Origin of the sequence: Curtobacterium sp. MCLR17_031 (genome assembly GCF_003234775.2) — a bacterium.
Taxonomy (GTDB): Bacteria; Actinomycetota; Actinomycetes; order Actinomycetales; family Microbacteriaceae; genus Curtobacterium; species Curtobacterium flaccumfaciens.
Map to the genome: position 1 here is coordinate 3,614,620 of NZ_CP126270.1, position 18,098 is coordinate 3,632,717.

An 18,098-nucleotide genomic window follows, 5' to 3' on the forward strand; every position below is an offset into this window, starting at 1 on the left:
AGGGAACCGCGGAACGGCGCACCACGACAGGGACCCGCCACCGACACGACAGCTTCCCGCCAGTCCCCCGACAGCGGCGCTCGCCTACGCTCCGGGGGCGAAGCGGTAGCCCATTCCGGACTCCGTCACCAGGTACCGCGGGTGCGCGGGGTCGGGCTCGAGCTTCCGCCGCAGCTGGGCCATGTAGAGGCGCAGGTACCCGGAGTCGTTGCCGTGCGTCGGCCCCCAGACCTCGGTCAACAGCATCTCGCGGGTCATCAGGCGGTCGGGGTTCGTGACCAGGACCTCGAGCAGGCGCCACTCGGTGGGCGTCAGGCGGATCGCGGGACCCTCGGCCGGGGTGACCTGCTTCGCGACGAGGTCCACGAGCAGCGGTCCGATCGCGATCGTCGGGGTCTCCTCGGACGCCACCACCCGGCGCCGTCCGAGTGCCCGCAGCCGGGCGAGGAGCTCGTCCATCTGGAACGGCTTCGTCACGTAGTCGTCGGCACCGGCGTCGAGCGCGTCGACCTTGTCGGACGAGTCGGTCCGGCCGGAGAGCACGAGGACCGGCACCTGCGACCAAGCCCGGACGCCCTCGAGCACCCCGATCCCGTCGAGCCGGGGCATGCCGAGGTCGAGCAGCACCAGGTCGGGGCGCTCGGTGATGACGGCGTCGATCGCCTCGCGCCCGTCCCGAGCCGTGACGACGTCGTACCCGCGCGCCGAGAGCGTCACCGAGAGGGCGCGGACGAGCTGCGCGTCGTCGTCAGCGATCAGGACCTTCATCGGATCTCCACTCCCACGTGCCCGGCGATCGGCAGCCGCACCACGACGGTGAGCCCACCGCCCGGGGTGTCGTCGACCTCGATCGCGCCGCCCATGCCCTCGGTGAACCCGCGCGCGAGCGCCAGGCCGAGGCCGAGGCCGGTCTCGTTGTCGGTGTCACCGAGCCGCTGGAACGGCTGGAACACCTCGTCGCGGCGGTCCTCGGGGATCCCGGGGCCGTGGTCGGCGACGCGGAGTTCGACCCCGCCGGCGAAGGCACTGGCGGCGACCCGGACGTGGGTGCCGTCCGGTGCGTACCGGGCGGCGTTGGCGAGCAGGTTCACGACGACGCGCTGCAGCAGGACCGGGTCGGCGAGCACCGGTGGCAGGTCGGCGGGCAGGTCGAGGTCGACGTCGTCCGGGCCGAGCTCCAGCTCGTCGAGGGCGGGGGCGACCACCGTCTCGAGCGCGATCGCCGCCGGGGTGACCGCGAGGACACCGGCCTGGACACGACTGACGTCCAACAGGTCTGCCAACAGCACCGCCAGCTGACCCAGGCTCTCGTCGGCGGTCGCGAGCAGCGCCTCCCGGTCGGCCCGTGACAGGTCGATGTCGGGCGCACGCAGCGTCTGCACGGCGGCGGAGGCCGCTGCGATCGGTCGGCGCACGTCGTGGCCGACGGCCGCGAGCAGCGCGCTCCGGACCCGGTCGGCGGCGGCGATGCGCTCGGCGCCGACGGCGGTGCGGGTGAGCTCGCGGTGCTCGACGGCGGCGTCGAGCTGCTGCTCGACGACCCGCAGCAGTCGGCGCTGGGTCGGGTCGTCCGGCGCACCGGCGAACTCGAGCACGGCACCGGACGCCAGCGTCGTCGACGCGTCCGGCGTCGCACCGAACTCGCCGGAGGTCGCCGGCACCTCGTCACCCTGGCGGATCCGGACGCCGGCGAAGCCGAAGGCCTCACGGGTGCGGTCGAGCAGTGCCTGCAGGGCGTCGTCGCCGCGGAGCACGCTGCCGGCGATGCCCATCAGGAGCCCGGACTCGGCCGAGGCCCGACGGGCAGCGCGCGACCGCCGCGCGGACCGGTCGACCACGAAGCTGACCAGCACCGCACTGATCACGTACATGACCAGGGCGAACAGGTGCCACGGCTGCTGGACGGTGACCATGTAGAGGGGTTGCACGAAGAAGTAGTCGAGGCTCAGTCCGGACAGCACGGCCGTGAACACCGCCGGCCACATCCCGCCCACGAGCGCCACGACGAGGACGAGCAGCTGGTACGCCAGCACGTCCACCGTGATGGCGTCCGGATCGCTGCCGATCGACAGCACCCACGTGAGCAGCGGCCCGACCAGGACCGACAGCACGAAGGCGGCGACCACCCGGCCACGCGACAGGCTGCCGCCGAGCTTCGGCAGGGTGATCCCGCCGCCGGCGCGCTCGTGCGTGACGACGTGCACGTCGATGTCGCCGGACTCGCGGATCACGGTGTTGCCGATCCCCGGACCGGTCATCGCGGCAGCGAGCCGGCTGCGACGGCTGACCCCGATCACGATCTGGGTGGCGTCGATCGACCGCGCGAACCGCACCAGCGTGCTCGGCACGTCGTCGCCGACCACCTGGTGGTACGTGCCACCGAGCTGCTCGAGCAGGGTCCGCTGCTTGCCGAGCGCGCCGGGGTGCCGCACCCGCAGGCCGTCGTTCGTCGTCACGTGCACGGCGGCGAGCTCGCCGCCGGCACTGCGGGCGGCGATCCGGGCGCCGCGGCGCAGCAGGGTCTCGCCCTCGGGGCCGCCGGTCAGGGCGACGAGCACGCGCTCCCGGGTCTCCCACCGGTGCTCGATGCCGTGCTCGGCGCGGTAGGCCTTGAGCGCGTCGTCGACCTCGTCGGCGAGCCAGAGCAGGGCGATCTCGCGCAGTGCGGTGAGGTTGCCGAGGCGGAAGTAGTTCGACAGCGCGGCGTCGATCCGGGCCGCTGGGTAGACGAGCCCGTCGGAGAGCCGTTCGCGCAGCGCTGCCGGGGCCAGGTCGACGACCTCGATCTGGTCGGCCGCGCGCACCACGGCGTCGGGGACGGTCTCGCGCTGCACGGTGCCGGTGATCTCGCGGACCACGTCGCCGAGGGACTGCATGTGCTGCACGTTGACGGTCGAGATGACGTCGATGCCGGCGTCCCGCAGTGCCTCCACGTCCTGCCAGCGCTTCTCGTTCGGGCTCCCCGGGGCGTTCGTGTGCGCGAGTTCGTCGACCAGCGCGACCTCGGGTGCCCGGGCGATGACGGCGTCGAGGTCGAGGTCGTCCAGGTCGACACCCCGGTGCGAGACGGTGCGCCGGGGCACGACCTCGAGCCCGTCCACCAGTGCCGCGGTGGCGGCGCGCTCGTGCGTCTCGACGACGGCGACGACCACGTCGCGACCCTCGTCGAGCAACCGACGCCCCTCTTCGAGCATCGTGTAGGTCTTGCCGACACCGGGCGCCGCACCGAGCAGGACCCGCAGCTTCCCGCGCTTCACGTGCTCATCCTCTCGCGTGCGTCGTTGCAGACCAGCCGATCGACTGATATTCTCGTCGCAACCGTTCCCACCAAGGCTCGAGCCTCGGCTTCCTCAAATCGGGTGGGACTGCACCGCCCCGTGTCGCTTGTCGGCGCGGGGCACTCTTTTCTTTCGCTCACGTTCGTTTCCCACGCTGTAGTTGCTGCCGGCTTGCCCGAGATCCCTCGTTCTTCGCTCGATCTCGGAGTCGCACCATGGCGCATGCCCGCATCCCCATGTCGCAGTACCGTGCCGAACAGTTTCGCCACGCACTGCACGTGCGTGCGCTCGACACATCCGACGCATCTGTCCTGCGGACGCACGATTTCGACAGCGAGCTCCGATCGATCGCGCTTGCACTGACCGAACGGATCGAGATCGCCTTGCGCGGGCGGGTCGACCGCGCGGCACGGCACCGTTTCGGCAAGCTCTGGCACCTTGACCCGAAGGCGTTCCGAGACACGTTCGACCACGACTCGTTGCTGCGGCGCGCAGCAGGAGTACTCAACCGAGCAAGCGACCCGGTGACGCAGAAGGTCTGGCGAGAGCGAGCGCTCGATCAGGTTCCCTTCGGGATGCTGGCCGAGGAGCTCAGCTTTGGTGAACTCTCGCGGCTGACGGGCGCCCTGGAACCCCGATTGCACGATGCGGTGGCCCTCGTCTTCCGCCTGCCGGCGGGGACGCTCCGTCCGTGCCTGCACCACATCACGCACGTCCGGAACTGCTGCGCCCACCACACGCGACTCTGGGGCCGCAGCTTCCGGATCCCGCCGCCGACCTTCCGCTCCCCCGCGGACCTGGTCGCTCGACTCGAGGGACTGCCGAAGCGCACGCCGGTGCACTCCCTCGAACTGCTCGCACACCTCGCCGAGACCGTCGGCCCGTGCGACCGTCACGCCGATGCCGTTCGACGGTTGATCGACGAGCACGACGATCTGACCGACGGCATCGGCGGACGGCCGAGCTGGGCGGCGAGGTGACCGCACGGTCAGGACGCCTTCGCCAGGGCCAGGTTCAGCGACAACACGTTCACGACGGGCTCGCCGAGGAACCCGAGCTGCCGCGACTCGGTGTGCTCGGCCACGAGCGCCCGCACGTCAGCAACCGACAGGCCTCGCGCCGAGGCCACCCGCGCGACCTGCTGCGACGCGTACGCCGGGCTGATGTCCGGGTCGAGCCCCGAACCGGACGCGGTCACGGCGTCGGCGGGCACCTGCGCGGCGGGGACCCCGTCGGCCTTCGCCAGCGCCGCACGACGCTCATCAACGGCCTTGAGCAGGTCGGCGTTGTTCGGCCCGAGGTTCGAGCCGGAGGACGCCCCCGCGTCGTAGCCGTCCCCGGCGGCGGACGGCCGGGACTGGAACCAGCGGTCGGCCTGCTTGCCCGTGAACGACTGCCCGATCAACGAGGAACCGACGACCTTGCCGGACGAGTCCGTGACCATCGAGCCGTTGGCCTGGTCGTGGAACGCCGCCTGGCCGACGCCCCAGACGGCGAGCGGGTAGCCGACGCCAAGGACGACGGTGGCGACGAGGGTGAGGCGGATGGCCACACCGGCGGAACGGAAGGTGGAACGTGCAGATGCCATGACTAGAACCCCGGGATGAGACCGACCACGAGGTCGATCAGTTTGATGCCGATGAAGGGGACGACCACGCCGCCCAGCCCGTAGACGAGCAGGTTGCGGCCGAGGATCGACGACGCTGCGGCCGCGCGGTACTTGACGCCACGCAGGGACAGCGGGATGAGCGCCACGATGACGAGCGCGTTGAAGACGACCGCCGACAGGATCGCGGACGACGGGCTGTGCAGCCCCATGACGTTGAGCGCCGCGAGCCCGGGGAACGCCGCCTGGAACATCGCCGGGATGATCGCGAAGTACTTCGCGACGTCGTTGGCGATGGAGAAGGTGGTCAGGGCCCCGCGGGTGATGAGCAGCTGCTTGCCGATGCGGACGACGTCGATGAGCTTGGTCGGGTCGGAGTCGAGGTCGACCATGTTGCCCGCCTCCTTCGCCGCCGTCGTGCCGGTGTTCATCGCGACGCCGACGTCCGCCTGGGCCAGGGCCGGGGCGTCGTTGGTGCCGTCACCGGTCATGGCGACGAGGTTGCCGCCCTCCTGCTCGCGCTTGATGTACGCGAGCTTGTCCTCCGGGGTGGCCTCGGCGAGGAAGTCGTCGACGCCGGCCTCGTGGGCGATGGCGGCCGCGGTGCGTGGGTTGTCCCCGGTGATCATCACCGTGCGGATGCCCATCGACCGGAGCTCGGCGAACCGCGACGCCATGCCGTCCTTCACGACGTCCTTCAGGTGCACGACGCCGAGCAGCGCGACCGCGCCCGTTGACGAGCGACGGCCGACGACGAGCGGCGTGCCGCCCTGGTCGGAGATCTCCGCGACGGTCGCATCGATGGCCGACACGACGCCGGCTTCGGTGGTGTCCGCCCAGGCGAGCACTGCCGCAGCGGCGCCCTTCCGGATCTGCGACCCGTCGGGCAGGTCGAGACCGGACATGCGCGTCTGCGCCGTGAACGGCACCTCGACGGCGCCGTCCGGCAGTGCCGGCGCCACCCCTGCGTCAGCAGCGAGCGACACGATCGAGCGCCCCTCAGGGGTCGAGTCCGCAGCACTCGACAGGGCTGCCGCTTCCATCAGCGAAGCCTCGCTCACGCCCGGCACCGGCACCACCCGGGATGCGCGGCGGTTGCCGTAGGTGATCGTGCCGGTCTTGTCGAGCAGCAGCGTCGTGATGTCACCGGCGGCCTCGACCGCTCGGCCCGACATCGCCAGCACGTTGTGCTGCACGAGCCGGTCCATGCCGGCGATGCCGATCGCGGAGAGCAGGGCTCCGATGGTGGTCGGGATGAGGCAGACGAGCAGGGCGATGAGCACCGGCACGCTGACCGTCGCACCGACGAGCCCCGCGATGGGCTGCATCGTCAGGCAGACGATCACGAAGACGATCGACAACGAGGCGAGCAGGATGTTCAGCGCGATCTCGTTCGGCGTCTTCTGCCGTGCCGCACCCTCGACCAGGCGGATCATCCGGTCGATGAAGGTCTCGCCCGGCGTCGAGGTGATGCGCACCACGATCCGGTCCGACAGCACCCGGGTGCCGCCGGTGACGGCACTGCGGTCACCACCGGACTCGCGGATGACCGGTGCGGACTCACCCGTGACGGCCGACTCGTCGACCGACGCGATGCCGTCGATGACGTCACCGTCGCCGGGGATGACCTCGCCGGCGACGACCACGACCACGTCGCCCTTGGCCAGGTCGACGGACGCGACCTCCTCGGTCTCGTTGCCGGTTGCTGCCGCGTCGGTCGTCGCGTACCCGAGCACCCGGCGGGCGCTCGTGGTCGATCGGGTCTTCCGCAGGGTGTCGGCCTGCGCCTTGCCACGGCCCTCCGCCACCGACTCCGCCAGGTTGGCGAAGACGACGGTGAGCCAGAGCCACACGGCGATCGCGATGGTGAACGCGGACGGCTCGACGACGGCAGCCGCCGTCGTCAGCGCTGCGCCGACCTCGACGATGAACATGACGGGGTTCCGCCACATGAGTCGCGGATCGAGTTTCCGCAGGGCGCCCGGGAGGCCCGCCACCAGTTGGCGGGGTCCGAATGCGGACGAGCGGGTGGCCGGTTCCACGGCGGTGCGCGGTTCCGACTCCGTGGTCACGGGGGTGGTCATGACAGTCCTTCTGCGAGCGGACCCAGTGCGAGCACCGGGAAGTAGGTGAGTGCGGTGACGATGACGGCGACGCCGCCGAGCAGCCCGATGAACAGCGGGCGGTGGGTGGGCAGCGTGCCGGCGGTCTCCGGCACCCGGTCCTGCGCGGCGAGGGACCCGGCGAGCGCCAGGACGAACACCATCGGCACGAAGCGGCCGAGCAGCATCACGACGCCGAGCGAGGAGTTCATCCACGTGGTGTTCGCGGTGAGCCCGCCGAAGGCCGAGCCGTTGTTGTTCGCACCCGAGGTGAAGGCGTAGAGCAGCTCGGTCAGCCCGTGGTTGCCGGGGTTGAAGATCGACGTCCCGAGCACCTGTTCGCGGACCCCGGGGATCACGAGCGAGAGCCCGGTGGCCAGGAGCACGAGCGTCGGCGTGACGAGGATGTACAGCGCCGCGAAGGTCATCTCCTTGGCGCGGATCTTCTTGCCGAGGTACTCCGGGGTGCGACCGACGAGCAGGCCGCCGATGAACACCGTGATGACGGCGAGCACGAGCATGCCGTACAGGCCGGATCCGACGCCGCCGGGGGTGACCTCGCCGAGCATCATGTTGACGAGCGCCATCATCCCGCCGATCGGGGTGTAGCTGTCGTGCATCGCGTTGACGGCACCGGTGGACGTCGAGGTGGTCGCGGTCGAGAAGAGCGTCGAACCGAGGATGCCGAAGCGGCTCTCCTTGCCCTCCATCGCGGCCCCGGCAGCGTGTGTGGCGACACCGCCGCCGCCGAGCTCGGCGATCGACATGACCGACAGCGACACGAGGAAGATCGCGCCCATCACGGCGAGGATCGCGTACCCCTGGCGGTCGTCGCCGACCAGCCGCCCGAACGTGCGCGGGAGCGAGAACGGGATGACGAGCATCAGGAAGATCTCGACGAGGTTCGTCCACGCCTGCGGGTTCTCGAACGGGTGCGCCGAGTTGGCGTTGAAGTAGCCGCCGCCGTTCGTGCCGAGTTCCTTGATCGCCTCCTGCGACGCGACGAACCCGTCCGGGATGTGCTGCGTGCCACCGATGAGCGTGGTGACGTCGGTGCCGCTCCCCCACGACTGGACGACCCCGCCGGCGACGAGGACGATCGCGAAGACGAACGCCCCGGGCAGCAGCAGGCGGCCGAGGCCGCGGACGATGTCCACCCACACGTTGCCGAGCGTGCCCGACCTGCGACGGGCGAACCCGCGCACCAGGGCCACGGCGACCGAGAGGCCGACGGCTGCGGACAGGAAGTTCTGCACCGCCAGGCCGGCCATCTGCACCGTGTAGCCGAGGGTGGCCTCGGGCGAGTAGGACTGCCAGTTCGTGTTCGCGACGAACGACGCCGCGGTGTTGAACGCGAGCGAGGGTCCGACGGCGGGCAGCCCGAGATCGCCGGGCAGGACGACCTGGATGCGCTGCAGCAGGTAGACGAGCAGGAGCCCGGCGACGCTGAAGAGCAACACGCCGCGCAGGTACACGGGCCACGACTGCTCGGCGTCCGGGTCGACCCCGATCAGTCGGTAGACCCCGCGCTCGACCCGGTTGTGGCGGACGGGCGTGAAGACCTTCGCCATCCAGTCACCGAGCGGGCGGTACGCGACGACGAGCAGCAGGACGAGCGTGGCGACCTGGGCGATGCCCGCCCAGACGTCCGCGGCGCCCACTAGAAACGCTCCGGACGCACGAGCGCCCAGACGAGGTACACGACTGCGGCGATGCCGAGGACAGCGGCCGCGATGGTGATGCCGATCACAGCCGTTCCACCCCCTTGGCGATCAGTGCCACCACGCCGAACACGGCGAGGACACCGGCGACGACGAACACGTCGAACACGAGGGACTCCAGAAGATCTGCGGTGTCCGCGCCGGGTGACGCGGACCGGCACCACTTGTGGTGCCGAACCGATGCTGGATCCTGCGACGGGCCTCCAGGCCGCTCCTAACGGATCCCTGACGCCGCCCTGGCGGACGCATGCACGCTCCTAACGCGCGTGACCGAGGCGGCTCAGTCGGCCGCCGTCGCGAGTCGGGTCGACAGGTCGCGGACTGCGCCACGCAGCGCGTCCGGCCCCTCGACCCGGATCGGCACGGCCAGCCCGGCGACGACTCCGGCGAGCCCGCCCCACGACCACGATCCGAGGGTGACGCGGGCCCGGTCGTCCTCGAGCTGCTCGACCACGGCGTCCTCGGGCAGGTACGGCGCGATCCGCCGCGCATCGCCCGCGGTCATCGACACCGACCCGGTGCACGGCCACACGTCGTCGACCGCGGACCCCTTGAACCGCGCGGACACGAACGCGGCCGCATCGCCACCGGGGATCGGACGTAGCGTGAAGGGGACGCGGGTGCGCATCCGGGGCGTGATCCGGTCGATGCGGTGCGTGCGCCAGTCGTCGCGATCGGCGTCCCAGTCGAGCAGGTACCAGCGGCCGTTCCGGGCGACGACGGCGTGCGGTTCCACCCGGTGCGGGGTCTCGTCGTCGCCGTACCCGAAGCGGAAGACCTCCTGCAGGTGGACGGCCTCGCTCACCGCCACCAGGACCTCCGGGTCGGTGGTGGTCCGGCTCGTCGCGGTCACGGCCTGCACCGCGTCGACCCGGGACCGCAGCCGCGCGGGCATCACCTGCCGGACGGTCGCCAGGGCGCGGGCCGCCGACTCCGCGACGTCCGCCCCCGATGCCGGTGCCACGGCGAGCGCCAGGGCGATCGCCACAGCCTGGTCGTCGTCGAAGAGCAGCGGGGGCAGGTCGGAGCCGGCCTCGAGCCGGTAGCCGCCGGCCGGGCCACGGAGCGCCTCGACCCGGTACCCGAGCCCGCGGAGCCGATCAACGTCGCGGCGGACGGTGCGCGGACTGACGTCGAGCCGCCCGGCGAGCTCGTCCCCCGGCCAGTCGCGGTGCACCTGGAGCAGGGAGAGCAGCGCGAGCATCCGTGCGGAGGGTCCGGCCATGGCGTCCATCTTCGTCCGAGAAGCGGACACGATCTGACCGCATTGCCCGTCATCCTCGTCCCATGAGCATCGAAACGACAACCCACCTCAACTTCGACGGCGACGCCCGTGCGGCGCTCGACTTCTACGCATCGGTCTTCGGCGGCGAGGTCACCGCCGCCACCTACGGCCAGATGGGCGCCCTGGACGACCCGGCCTGGGCGGACCGGATCGTCTTCGGTCAGGTCGCCACGGCCGCCGGCTTCCGCGTCATGGCCTTCGACGTCTGGCCCGGGCAGCCCTACGACCAGGGATCGAACGCCTTCTACGTGTTCGTGCACGGCGACGACACGGCCGAGATCGAGCGGTACTGGGCCGTACTGTCCGACGGCGCCGAGGTCCGGCAGCCTCTGGAACCCTCGGCCTGGGCACCATTGGCCGGGCAGCTGCGCGACCGGTTCGGCGTGGTCTGGCAGCTCGACGTCGCCCCCGCTGGCGACTGATCCGTCCTGAGGGTCGCGGTCAGCGCGTCGGCGTCCACGTCGACACGGTGACCGCGGCCGTCACCGTCGCCGGCTCGAACACCGTGTCCGCCGAGACGTGGTGGTGGCTCGGCCCCATGTGCACGACGTCGTGGACGTCCTCCGCCGACAGCTCCATGGGCCACGTCAGGTCCTCGGAGGACCGCAAGACGAACGACGGCGTCAGGGAGTCGTGCAGCCGGCGCTCCTTCTCCGGGTCCACGCTGATCGTCGCCTCGGCGAGTTCCGCCAGGTGGCCGGCCCGTGGGGTCACCACCGCGAGCACGCCGTCGGCGTGCAGCACGCGGGCGTACTCGGTCTGGTTGCGGGGTGCGAAGACGTCGAGCAGGACGGCGGCAGCGCCGTCGACGACCGGGAGGCGCTCGGTCACGTCCCCGACGACGGCCCCCGCCCGCTCGTGGGCGCGTGCCGCACGCCGGATCGCGACGGCCGACAAGTCCAACGCGACCCCGAGCCTCCCGTCCGCCGCGCGCAGCGCATGCGCCAGGTAGGTCCCCGGGCCGGAACCGACGTCGAGCACGATGCCGGGCGCGGTGGCGTCCGCGACGATCGCGGCGAGCGCCCGCTCGACGGGCGCGTAGTGGCCGCGCCCCAGGAACCGCAGCCGCGCGTCCACCATCTCCGGGGTGTCCGCGGTGAGTGCGCGCCGCTTCGCGGGCAGGAGCGTCAGGTGGCCCTGCTTCGCCTCGTCGAACCGGTGACCGTTCGGACAGCCGACCTGGCCGCCGTCGACGCGGCCGAGGGGCTCGGCGCACACGGGGCAGGCGAGCATCGGCAGCAGGTCGTCACGCACCGGCCCAGCGTACGGGCCTCGGTAGCCTGACCGGATGTCGCTGCAGCAGCTCTTCGGCCTCGACGGCCGCATCGCACTCGTGACGGGAGGCAGCTCCGGCATCGGCCGAGCGATCGCCACCGCACTCGCCGACGCGGGTGCCCACGTCCTCGTCGCCGCCCGGACGTCCGAGACCATCGACGCCACCGTCGCCGGCATCCGCCAGGCGGGCCGCTCGGCCGACGGCATCGTCGCAGACCTGTCCTCCCGCGCTGGCGCACACGCACTCGCGGACTCCGTCGGCGACGTCGACGTGCTGGTGAACTCCGCCGGGATCAACCTGCGGCCGCCGATGCCGGAACTCGACGAGGCCACCTGGGATGCCACGATGGCCGTCAACCTCGACGCGCCGTTCGTACTCGGGCAGCGGCTCGCACCCGGCATGGCGGCCCGTGGGTACGGGCGGATCGTGTCGATCAGTTCGCAGCAGGCCCACCGCCCCTTCGCCGCCAGCGGCGCGTACGGGGTCTCCAAGGCCGGTCTGGAGGCGCTGGCCCGGTCCCAGGCAGAGGCCTGGTCCGCGCAGGGGGTCACCTCCAACGTCCTCGTCCCCGGTTTCGTGCGCACCCCGCTCAACGAACGACTCGGGTCCGACCCGGCGACGGTGGCGGCCCTCGCCGCGCGGACGCTGGTCGGCCGGAACGGGCTGGCGTCGGACTTCGCCGCGGCGGCGGTGTTCCTCGCCGGACCCGGGTCGGCCTACGTCACCGGGCAGTCCATCGCGGTGGACGGCGGGTTCTCCGTCCACTGACCTCGAGGTGCGCCGACGGCAGGGTGCTGCGCGGCAGTACGGTCGGGAGATGGCAGTCATCGAGCAGGCAACGCTCCGCCCCTCCAAGGCCGAGGCGCTCGCCGCCTGGCTCCCCGACCAGGCGTGGAGCGGCGTCGTCGCGGGAGCGCCGCTCGAGGTCGTCGGGCAGTTCCGGTTCGACGACCCCGCTGGCGAGGTCGGCATCGAGGTGCTCCTCGTCCGCACCGACGACGACCGGGTCCTGCAGGCGCCACTGACCTACCGGGATGCACCACTGCCCGGCGCCGACGCGTTCCTGGTGACCGAGATGGACCACTCCGTGCTCGGACGACGGTGGGTGTACGACGCGGTGGGCGATCCCGTGCACGCCGACGTGCTGCGCCGGGCGATCGTCACCGGCGGGCACGAAGCGGAGCTCGAGATGGCCAACGGTGCCGGACAGCGGCCGAAGGACGCCTGGGCCAGCGGGAGCGGCTCCGCACCCGACTCCCCCAGTGTCACCTCGGCGCGAGCGACCACTGCGGACGCCCTGACGTCGATCGCGACCGACCACGGCACGATCGTCGTCGCTCGGGTCGTCGGTACGGCCCTGCCCGAGGGCGAGACGCTGACCGGGACGTGGACGGACGGCTCCGAGGTGCTCGCCGTCCTGTTGCCCGAACGCGCCTGAGGTACTGGCAGGGCCTGCCTGTGCCGGGGACCGGCTGGCAGGATCGACGGCGTGAAGACACTGGAGTTGCCACAGACAGACCTCACCGCCTCCGACGTCGTCGTCGGACTGATGCGGATCAACGACATGAGCGACGAGGACATCCGTTCGCTCTACAGCGCCTCGCGCGATGCGGGCGTGAACATGTTCGACCACGCCGCGGTCTACGGCGAGTGGCACGGCTGCGAGGAGCGGTTCGGCGCCGCCGTCACGCTGACGCCCGCGGAACGCGCCGAGATCGTGCTGCAGACCAAGGTCGGCATCCGGCCGACGCCGAAGGGCGCGTACTTCGACTTCTCGTACGAGCACATCCTCGAGTCCGTGCACGAGTCGCTCGAGGCACTGCAGACCGAGTACGTCGACGTCCTGCTGCTGCACCGCCCCGACGCCCTGGTCGAGCCGGAAGAGGTCGCGAAGGCCTTCGACGAGCTGCACGCCGCCGGGAAGGTGCACCACTTCGGCGTCTCGAACCACACCCCCGGCCAGGTCGACCTGCTGAAGAAGCACGTCCGCCAGCCGCTCGCGTTCAACCAGGTGCAGCTGAGCATCACCCACGCCAACGTGATCTCGCAGGGCCTGACCGCGAACATGGGCGGCCTCGAGCAGTCGGTCGACCGCGACAACGACATCCTCAACTACTCGCGCATCAACGACATCACGCTGCAGGCCTGGTCGCCGTTCCAGAAGGGCTTCTTCGACGGCGTCTTCCTGGGCGACCGTGAGCAGTACGCCGAGCTGAACGACGTGCTCGAGGAGGTCGCCGCTGCACACGGTGTCACCCCGACCGGCATCGCGGTCGCGTGGATCACCCGCCACCCCGCGCACTTCCAGGTCGTCCTCGGCACGACGAACCCGCAGCGTGTGCGGGACTCGGCAGCCGGCTCGGACGTCGAGCTGTCGCGCGAGGAGTGGTACCGGATCTTCACCGCGGCCGGACACACCGTTCCCTGAACCGGGACCGCCCGGTCAGGTCGGGCAGGGTGGGGTCGTGCTCCACGATCTCGCCCTGCCTGTCCGCCTGACCACACGCTCCGGCGAACTGACGCTGCGGAACGCGGTGGACGAGGACCTCGATGCGCTCATGGCACTGTTGTCCGACGACCCGATCAGCGCTGCACGTGGTGACGTCGCCGCGCCGGAGGACCGTCCGCGGTACGCCGAGGCACTCCGGTCGATCGTGGACGACCAGGCGAACGCGCTGCTCGTCGCCGAGGACGCCGACGGACGGCTCGTCGGGACGCTGCAACTCACCCGGATCCCCGGGATGGCTCGTCGTGGTGCCACCCGGCTGCTCGTCGAGGCGGTGCGGGTCAGCAGTGCGCTGCGCTCCGGCGGCATCGGGAGTGCGCTGATGCGCTGGGTCACCGACGTCGCGGCGCCGGCCCTCGGGACCCCGCTCGTGCAGCTCACCTCGGACGCTGCACGGACCGATGCGCACCGTTTCTACGAACGTCTCGGCTTCACCGGCTCGCACGTCGGGTTCAAGTACCGGGTCCCCGGCCCTTCCGCGCGCTGACGTTCTTTCCCAGAACGCGTGCGATGCAAGGTGCTTTCGGGCGTACCTGGTCGAACGTTTCGACCAGGTACGCCCGATTCGACCAGCTACGGCCGATCCGACCGAAGCCGCGCTAGTCGTCGGAGGCGGAACCAGCAGACCTCGGCGTCGGAACGTTCACGTCGACCGGGGACACCCCGGCGGGATCGGCGGAGGCGCCACCCACGACGTCGAACGAGATCCCCAGCATCGCCGGGTCCTCGTCGAGTTCGAGCCCGTCCTGGCGGACCTGGTCCTCCGGGATCGCACGGCCACCGGACGGGTCCCACGAATTCGCGATCGACATGCGCACGAGCATGCCCGAGCCGCTTGGCAATCGCCCAAGAAACCCCTGAGGACCCCCGGACCGCTCAGCCGGCGAGGTCGTCCGGGTGCAGCCGATCGCCGGCGTGCGGACGCCGGAACACCGGGCCGCCGCCGGCTTCGTCCTCGTCGTGATGGCTGACGGGCGAGACGCCCGGGTCGGCGGAGTCGTCGCCGACGTCGGCGCCGCGGTCCTCCTCCATCTCGAGTTCGGACTCGTCACTGCCGTCCACGGGGATGGACCGGCCCTGCTGTTCGGGATCGAACGGTGCGCTCATCGACATGCGGCGAGCATGCTCCCGCTCGGTGAACGCCGGGTCAACGCTGTCCGTCGGCCGCGATGAGCTCGAGCTGCGTCAACGTGAGGTCGGTGCCGGCGGTGAACGTGAACGACGACCCACCGCCGAGTATCCGGAACACCCGGGTCTGCCCGGCCCACGAGAACTCGGCGCCGTCGACCGCGGTGACGGCGTCGTCGAGGCCGACCTGCCACGAGTAGGACCCCGGCGATGCCACCGTCACGGTGTACAACGAGGCGGCGGGGCACGACACGTCGAATGACACGGACTCCCCCGCGGCCAGCGACGTGACGGTGCGGCCGGTGTCGTCGGTGAGCGCCGAAGCTCCGACGGGCAGGACGTCCACCGGAGCGTCCCGGTAGCCGTGCACGTCGGAGGCGGAGACGGGGCGGGTGTCCGACGCCCAGCCCTGCGGTTCGTCGGACAGGGTGAACTCGATCCGCGACGCGGCCACGACCACGCTGTGCGGGATGGTGACCGAGGTCCAGGGCGAGCCGTCGACCGTCACCGACGCCACGTACCCGCCTGCGGAGCCGGCGGCGATCTCGATGACGGTGGGCGATCCTCCCGGCTGTCGCAGCACCGTCCTGCGGACCGACGGCGGCACGAGCACGTAGGTGCCGGTCGACGGCGCCAGCGGGTACAGGCCGATGGTCGCGAAGACGTACCAGGCGCTCATCTCGCCGTTGTCCTCGTCGCCGGGGTAGCCCTGGCCGAGGTCGGACCCGACGAACAGACGCTCGAGCGATTCGCGGACGATGCGGTGCGCGTCATCGTGGCGCCCGGTGAACATCGGGAAGAAGGGGATGTGGTGCGCGGGCTGGTTCGACAGCCCGAGCATGCCCATCCGGACGTCGCGGGCCTCGGTCATCTCGTGGATCGGGAACCCGTACGAGCCGGACCGCGCCAGCGCACCGGTCTCGGGGGTGGCGAAGAACGCGTCGAGAGCGGCATCGAACCGCTCCGGCCCGCCGTGCAGGTCGACGATGCCGGCGCCGTCGTGCGGCGCCGTGAACGCGGTGCCCCACGCGTTCGTCTCCGTGTAGTCGTCGCCCCAGTCGCGCGGGTCGAACTCGGTGCCGACCCGCCACGAGCCGTCCGGGTCGCGGCCGATGAAGAACCCGCGCTCGGAGTCGAACACGTGCCGGTACTGCAGGGACCGGCGGGCGAACCACTCGGCCTCGGCTTCGTAGCGGGACAGGTCGGCGGGCGTCCGCGCCCGTGACGCGAGCAGGCCCGCCATGACGGCCAGACCCCAGTCGTTGATGGCCGCGTCCAGGGTCCACGACATCCCCTCGTGGGTCGCCGTGTCGACGTGGCCGCGGAAGGCGCCCGGGAGGCTCCCCTTGCGTCCGACGCGCTCGTCCCGCGGCGGGACGGTCGCGTTCCGCACCGCGCTCCGGTACGCCTCGGCCAGGTCGAAGCCGCGCACGCCCTTCACCGCGAGGTCGGCGAAGACGGTGTCGCTCGTGGTGCCGGTCATGCAGTCCTCGGCTCCGGGGGCACTCCAGCGGGGCGTCCACCCGCCGTCGTGGTGGTGCTCGACGAAGCCCTGCGCGAGTTCGCCCGCGGTCTCGGGGGTCAGGAGTCCGAGGAGCGGCCAGGCCGTGCGGTAGGTGTCCCAGAAGCCGTTCGTGGTGGTGAACGGCCCCTCGACGACCTCCGGCCCGGGCTCGTCGCGGATCGGGTCCGCCAGCACGGCGCCGTACGGGGAGCGGTGCCGCGGGGTACCGGTCAGGGCGGTCTCCCCGGCGCGGTTCGGGTAGAGGAACAGCCGGTACAGGCCGGAGTACAGGCTCGTCAGCTGGTCCGGGGTCGCGCCGTCGAAGGACAGCGTCGCGAGCTTCTCGGTCCACAGCGCCTCGGCACGGGAGCACATGGCGTCGAACGAGCCGGCGTCGTCGAGGTTCGCGCGGGCATCCTCGATCGAGACGGTCGAGATGCCGAGCAGGACGTCGACCGGGCCGTCCGTGCCGCCGGCCTCTCCCACGGACAGCCAGCCGCGCAGCTCGTGCTCGCCGATCGTCGTGTGGTCGGCGGTGCCCCCCGCGACCCGCAGGTGCACGTGGTGCGGCGGCGTGCCGGGGCGGTCGTCGAGGACGGCCTCGACCACGGCGGTGCCGTCGGTGATCGTCACGGAGACGTCGGACACCCGGCCGTGGTGGTCGAGCACCACGCTGCGGGTGCCGGTGAACCGGAACCCGAGGGCGAACTCCCCCGCGGTCAGCTCGGCCGTCACACCGTGTTCGAGGGCGACCCGGTAGCGGTGCGGGCCGTCCTGCTCGTCCTCGTGGTCGAACCCGAGCGCGCGGGCGGACCGGTCGACGTCGGGGGTGTCGAGTGGCGAGGGCATCACCTGGAACACCCCGCGGTCGCCCATCCACGGCGACGGGATGTGACTCGTCGCGAAGGCCTGGATCGCCGAGCGGAGCCGCCCCTGGTCGTCGAGCCGGTCGTGCTCCTGGTACGCGTACGGCCAGCGGTTGCTCGAGGCGTCCGTCATCGGCAGGCCGAAGACTCCGCCGTGCGGGACGCCGACGAGCGGGGCGTTGTTGCCGCGGGAGAACCGGGAGGACGCCTGGGTGCCACGGGTCGTCCGGACGTGGCCGAGCGGGGTCGTCGGGGTCGGGCGCGCAGGACCGATCCGGACGGCGTCGAGCCAGCCGCGCAGTGCGGGACGTTCGCCGTCGGTGGCCGCAGCCGACGCGTCGGAGCCGAGCCGGGCCTCCAGGCGGTCGACGACCAGCCCCGCGAACGGCGTGAGGTCGACCGCGCGACGGTTCCACTGGTCCACCCACTGCTTGCGGGCCGCGTCCTGCGCGTCCGGGGTGACCGCGTCGCCGTACTGGTCGCGGACCGCGGCGTGGTCACGCAGCCGCGAGCCGTCGGTGAAGACGACGTCGACGGCGAAGGCCGTGGCGTCCCAGAAGTGCGGCAGGTCTGCTTCCGTCGGTTCCGCTGCCCCGTCGGGCAGGGTCCGCTCGGGGAACCAGACCCAGGAGAGCTCGTCGCCGGTGGCGATGGTGCGTCCGGTGCAGCCGGGGACGATCGCCTCGGCGACGGACGCTCCCGCCGGTCGTTCGATGAGCCAGGCCTCTGCTGAAGCGAAGCCGACGCCGTTCCGAGCGGCCACGGCCGTCGTCGGACCACCGCTCCGTTGCAGTTCTCGCACGGAACGAGCCTATTTGCTCCAGGG

General features: G+C 71.6%; 17 protein-coding genes. 6 read left to right on the top strand and 11 right to left on the bottom strand.

Annotation, left to right across the window (positions count from 1 at the left end; all coding sequences use genetic code 11):
- Positions 1-84: 84 nt before the first annotated feature.
- Entirely contained in the window at positions 85-768 is a 684-nt protein-coding gene (locus tag DEI96_RS17135) for a response regulator (protein WP_027466795.1), read from the bottom strand.
- Positions 765-3,257: an ATP-binding protein gene (locus DEI96_RS17140; protein WP_111023342.1), complete on the bottom strand. Its 2,493-nt coding sequence runs from the start codon at positions 3,255-3,257 to the stop codon at positions 765-767. Before DEI96_RS17140 ends, DEI96_RS17135 begins: the two co-directional genes overlap by 4 nt.
- A 236-nt stretch (positions 3,258-3,493) precedes the next feature.
- Here DEI96_RS17140 and DEI96_RS17145 point away from each other — a divergent pair, with 236 nt between their 5' ends.
- Positions 3,494-4,258 (top strand): Abi family protein, encoded by a 765-nt coding sequence (locus DEI96_RS17145; protein WP_111023343.1) that lies wholly within the window; start codon positions 3,494-3,496, stop codon positions 4,256-4,258.
- Positions 4,259-4,266: 8 nt separating this feature from the next.
- Here DEI96_RS17145 and kdpC read toward each other — a convergent pair whose 3' ends face one another.
- From kdpC to DEI96_RS17170, 5 genes are all read right to left on the bottom strand, one after another.
- Entirely contained in the window at positions 4,267-4,866 is a 600-nt protein-coding gene (kdpC, locus tag DEI96_RS17150) for a K(+)-transporting ATPase subunit C (RefSeq protein WP_111023344.1), read from the bottom strand.
- 2 nt (positions 4,867-4,868) lie between these two features.
- The gene (gene kdpB, locus DEI96_RS17155; protein WP_111023345.1) at positions 4,869-6,968 is read right to left on the bottom strand and encodes a potassium-transporting ATPase subunit KdpB; all 2,100 of its coding nucleotides are present in this window, start codon (positions 6,966-6,968) and stop codon (positions 4,869-4,871) included.
- A complete protein-coding gene (gene kdpA, locus DEI96_RS17160) occupies positions 6,965-8,647 on the bottom strand; it encodes a potassium-transporting ATPase subunit KdpA (protein ID WP_111023346.1) in 1,683 nt (560 codons plus the stop codon). Before kdpA ends, kdpB begins: the two co-directional genes overlap by 4 nt.
- On the bottom strand, positions 8,647-8,736 hold the full coding sequence (locus DEI96_RS17165; RefSeq protein WP_017887940.1) for a potassium-transporting ATPase subunit F: 90 nt from the start codon (positions 8,734-8,736) through the stop codon (positions 8,647-8,649). Before DEI96_RS17165 ends, kdpA begins: the two co-directional genes overlap by 1 nt.
- A gap of 251 nt (positions 8,737-8,987) precedes the next feature.
- Positions 8,988-9,932 carry a helix-turn-helix transcriptional regulator gene (locus DEI96_RS17170; RefSeq protein WP_111023478.1) on the bottom strand — a complete coding sequence of 315 codons (945 nt, stop codon included), beginning with the start codon at positions 9,930-9,932 and terminating at the stop codon, positions 8,988-8,990.
- Positions 9,933-9,994: 62 nt separating this feature from the next.
- Here DEI96_RS17170 and DEI96_RS17175 point away from each other — a divergent pair, with 62 nt between their 5' ends.
- On the top strand, positions 9,995-10,414 hold the full coding sequence (locus tag DEI96_RS17175; RefSeq protein WP_111023347.1) for a VOC family protein: 420 nt from the start codon (positions 9,995-9,997) through the stop codon (positions 10,412-10,414).
- Positions 10,415-10,433: 19 nt separating this feature from the next.
- On the opposite strand, the gene DEI96_RS17180 is transcribed toward DEI96_RS17175, so the two are convergent.
- Positions 10,434-11,246, bottom strand: coding sequence for a putative RNA methyltransferase (locus tag DEI96_RS17180; protein ID WP_111023348.1), 813 nt, complete (start codon positions 11,244-11,246; stop codon positions 10,434-10,436).
- Between the two features lie 34 nt (positions 11,247-11,280).
- Here DEI96_RS17180 and DEI96_RS17185 point away from each other — a divergent pair, with 34 nt between their 5' ends.
- From DEI96_RS17185 to DEI96_RS17200, 4 genes are read left to right on the top strand one after another with little or no spacing between them, the layout of a single operon-like run.
- Positions 11,281-12,036: an SDR family NAD(P)-dependent oxidoreductase gene (locus DEI96_RS17185; RefSeq protein ID WP_111023349.1), complete on the top strand. Its 756-nt coding sequence runs from the start codon at positions 11,281-11,283 to the stop codon at positions 12,034-12,036.
- Positions 12,037-12,085: 49 nt separating this feature from the next.
- Positions 12,086-12,706 carry a CG0192-related protein gene (locus tag DEI96_RS17190; protein ID WP_111023350.1) on the top strand — a complete coding sequence of 207 codons (621 nt, stop codon included), beginning with the start codon at positions 12,086-12,088 and terminating at the stop codon, positions 12,704-12,706.
- 51 nt (positions 12,707-12,757) lie between these two features.
- The gene (locus tag DEI96_RS17195; protein ID WP_111023351.1) at positions 12,758-13,696 is read left to right on the top strand and encodes an aldo/keto reductase; all 939 of its coding nucleotides are present in this window, start codon (positions 12,758-12,760) and stop codon (positions 13,694-13,696) included.
- 37 nt (positions 13,697-13,733) lie between these two features.
- Positions 13,734-14,261 (top strand): GNAT family N-acetyltransferase, encoded by a 528-nt coding sequence (locus tag DEI96_RS17200; RefSeq protein ID WP_111023352.1) that lies wholly within the window; start codon positions 13,734-13,736, stop codon positions 14,259-14,261.
- 112 nt (positions 14,262-14,373) lie between these two features.
- Here DEI96_RS17200 and DEI96_RS17205 read toward each other — a convergent pair whose 3' ends face one another.
- The 3 genes from DEI96_RS17205 to DEI96_RS17215 all read right to left on the bottom strand — a co-directional run bounded on the left by DEI96_RS17205 (position 14,374) and on the right by DEI96_RS17215 (position 18,074).
- Positions 14,374-14,586 carry a hypothetical protein gene (locus DEI96_RS17205; protein WP_139179591.1) on the bottom strand — a complete coding sequence of 71 codons (213 nt, stop codon included), beginning with the start codon at positions 14,584-14,586 and terminating at the stop codon, positions 14,374-14,376.
- Between the two features lie 64 nt (positions 14,587-14,650).
- Entirely contained in the window at positions 14,651-14,887 is a 237-nt protein-coding gene (locus DEI96_RS17210) for a hypothetical protein (RefSeq protein ID WP_111023353.1), read from the bottom strand.
- A 34-nt stretch (positions 14,888-14,921) separates the two neighbouring features.
- Positions 14,922-18,074 carry a GH92 family glycosyl hydrolase gene (locus DEI96_RS17215; RefSeq protein WP_258372823.1) on the bottom strand — a complete coding sequence of 1,051 codons (3,153 nt, stop codon included), beginning with the start codon at positions 18,072-18,074 and terminating at the stop codon, positions 14,922-14,924.
- Between the last annotated feature and the right edge of the window lie 24 nt (positions 18,075-18,098).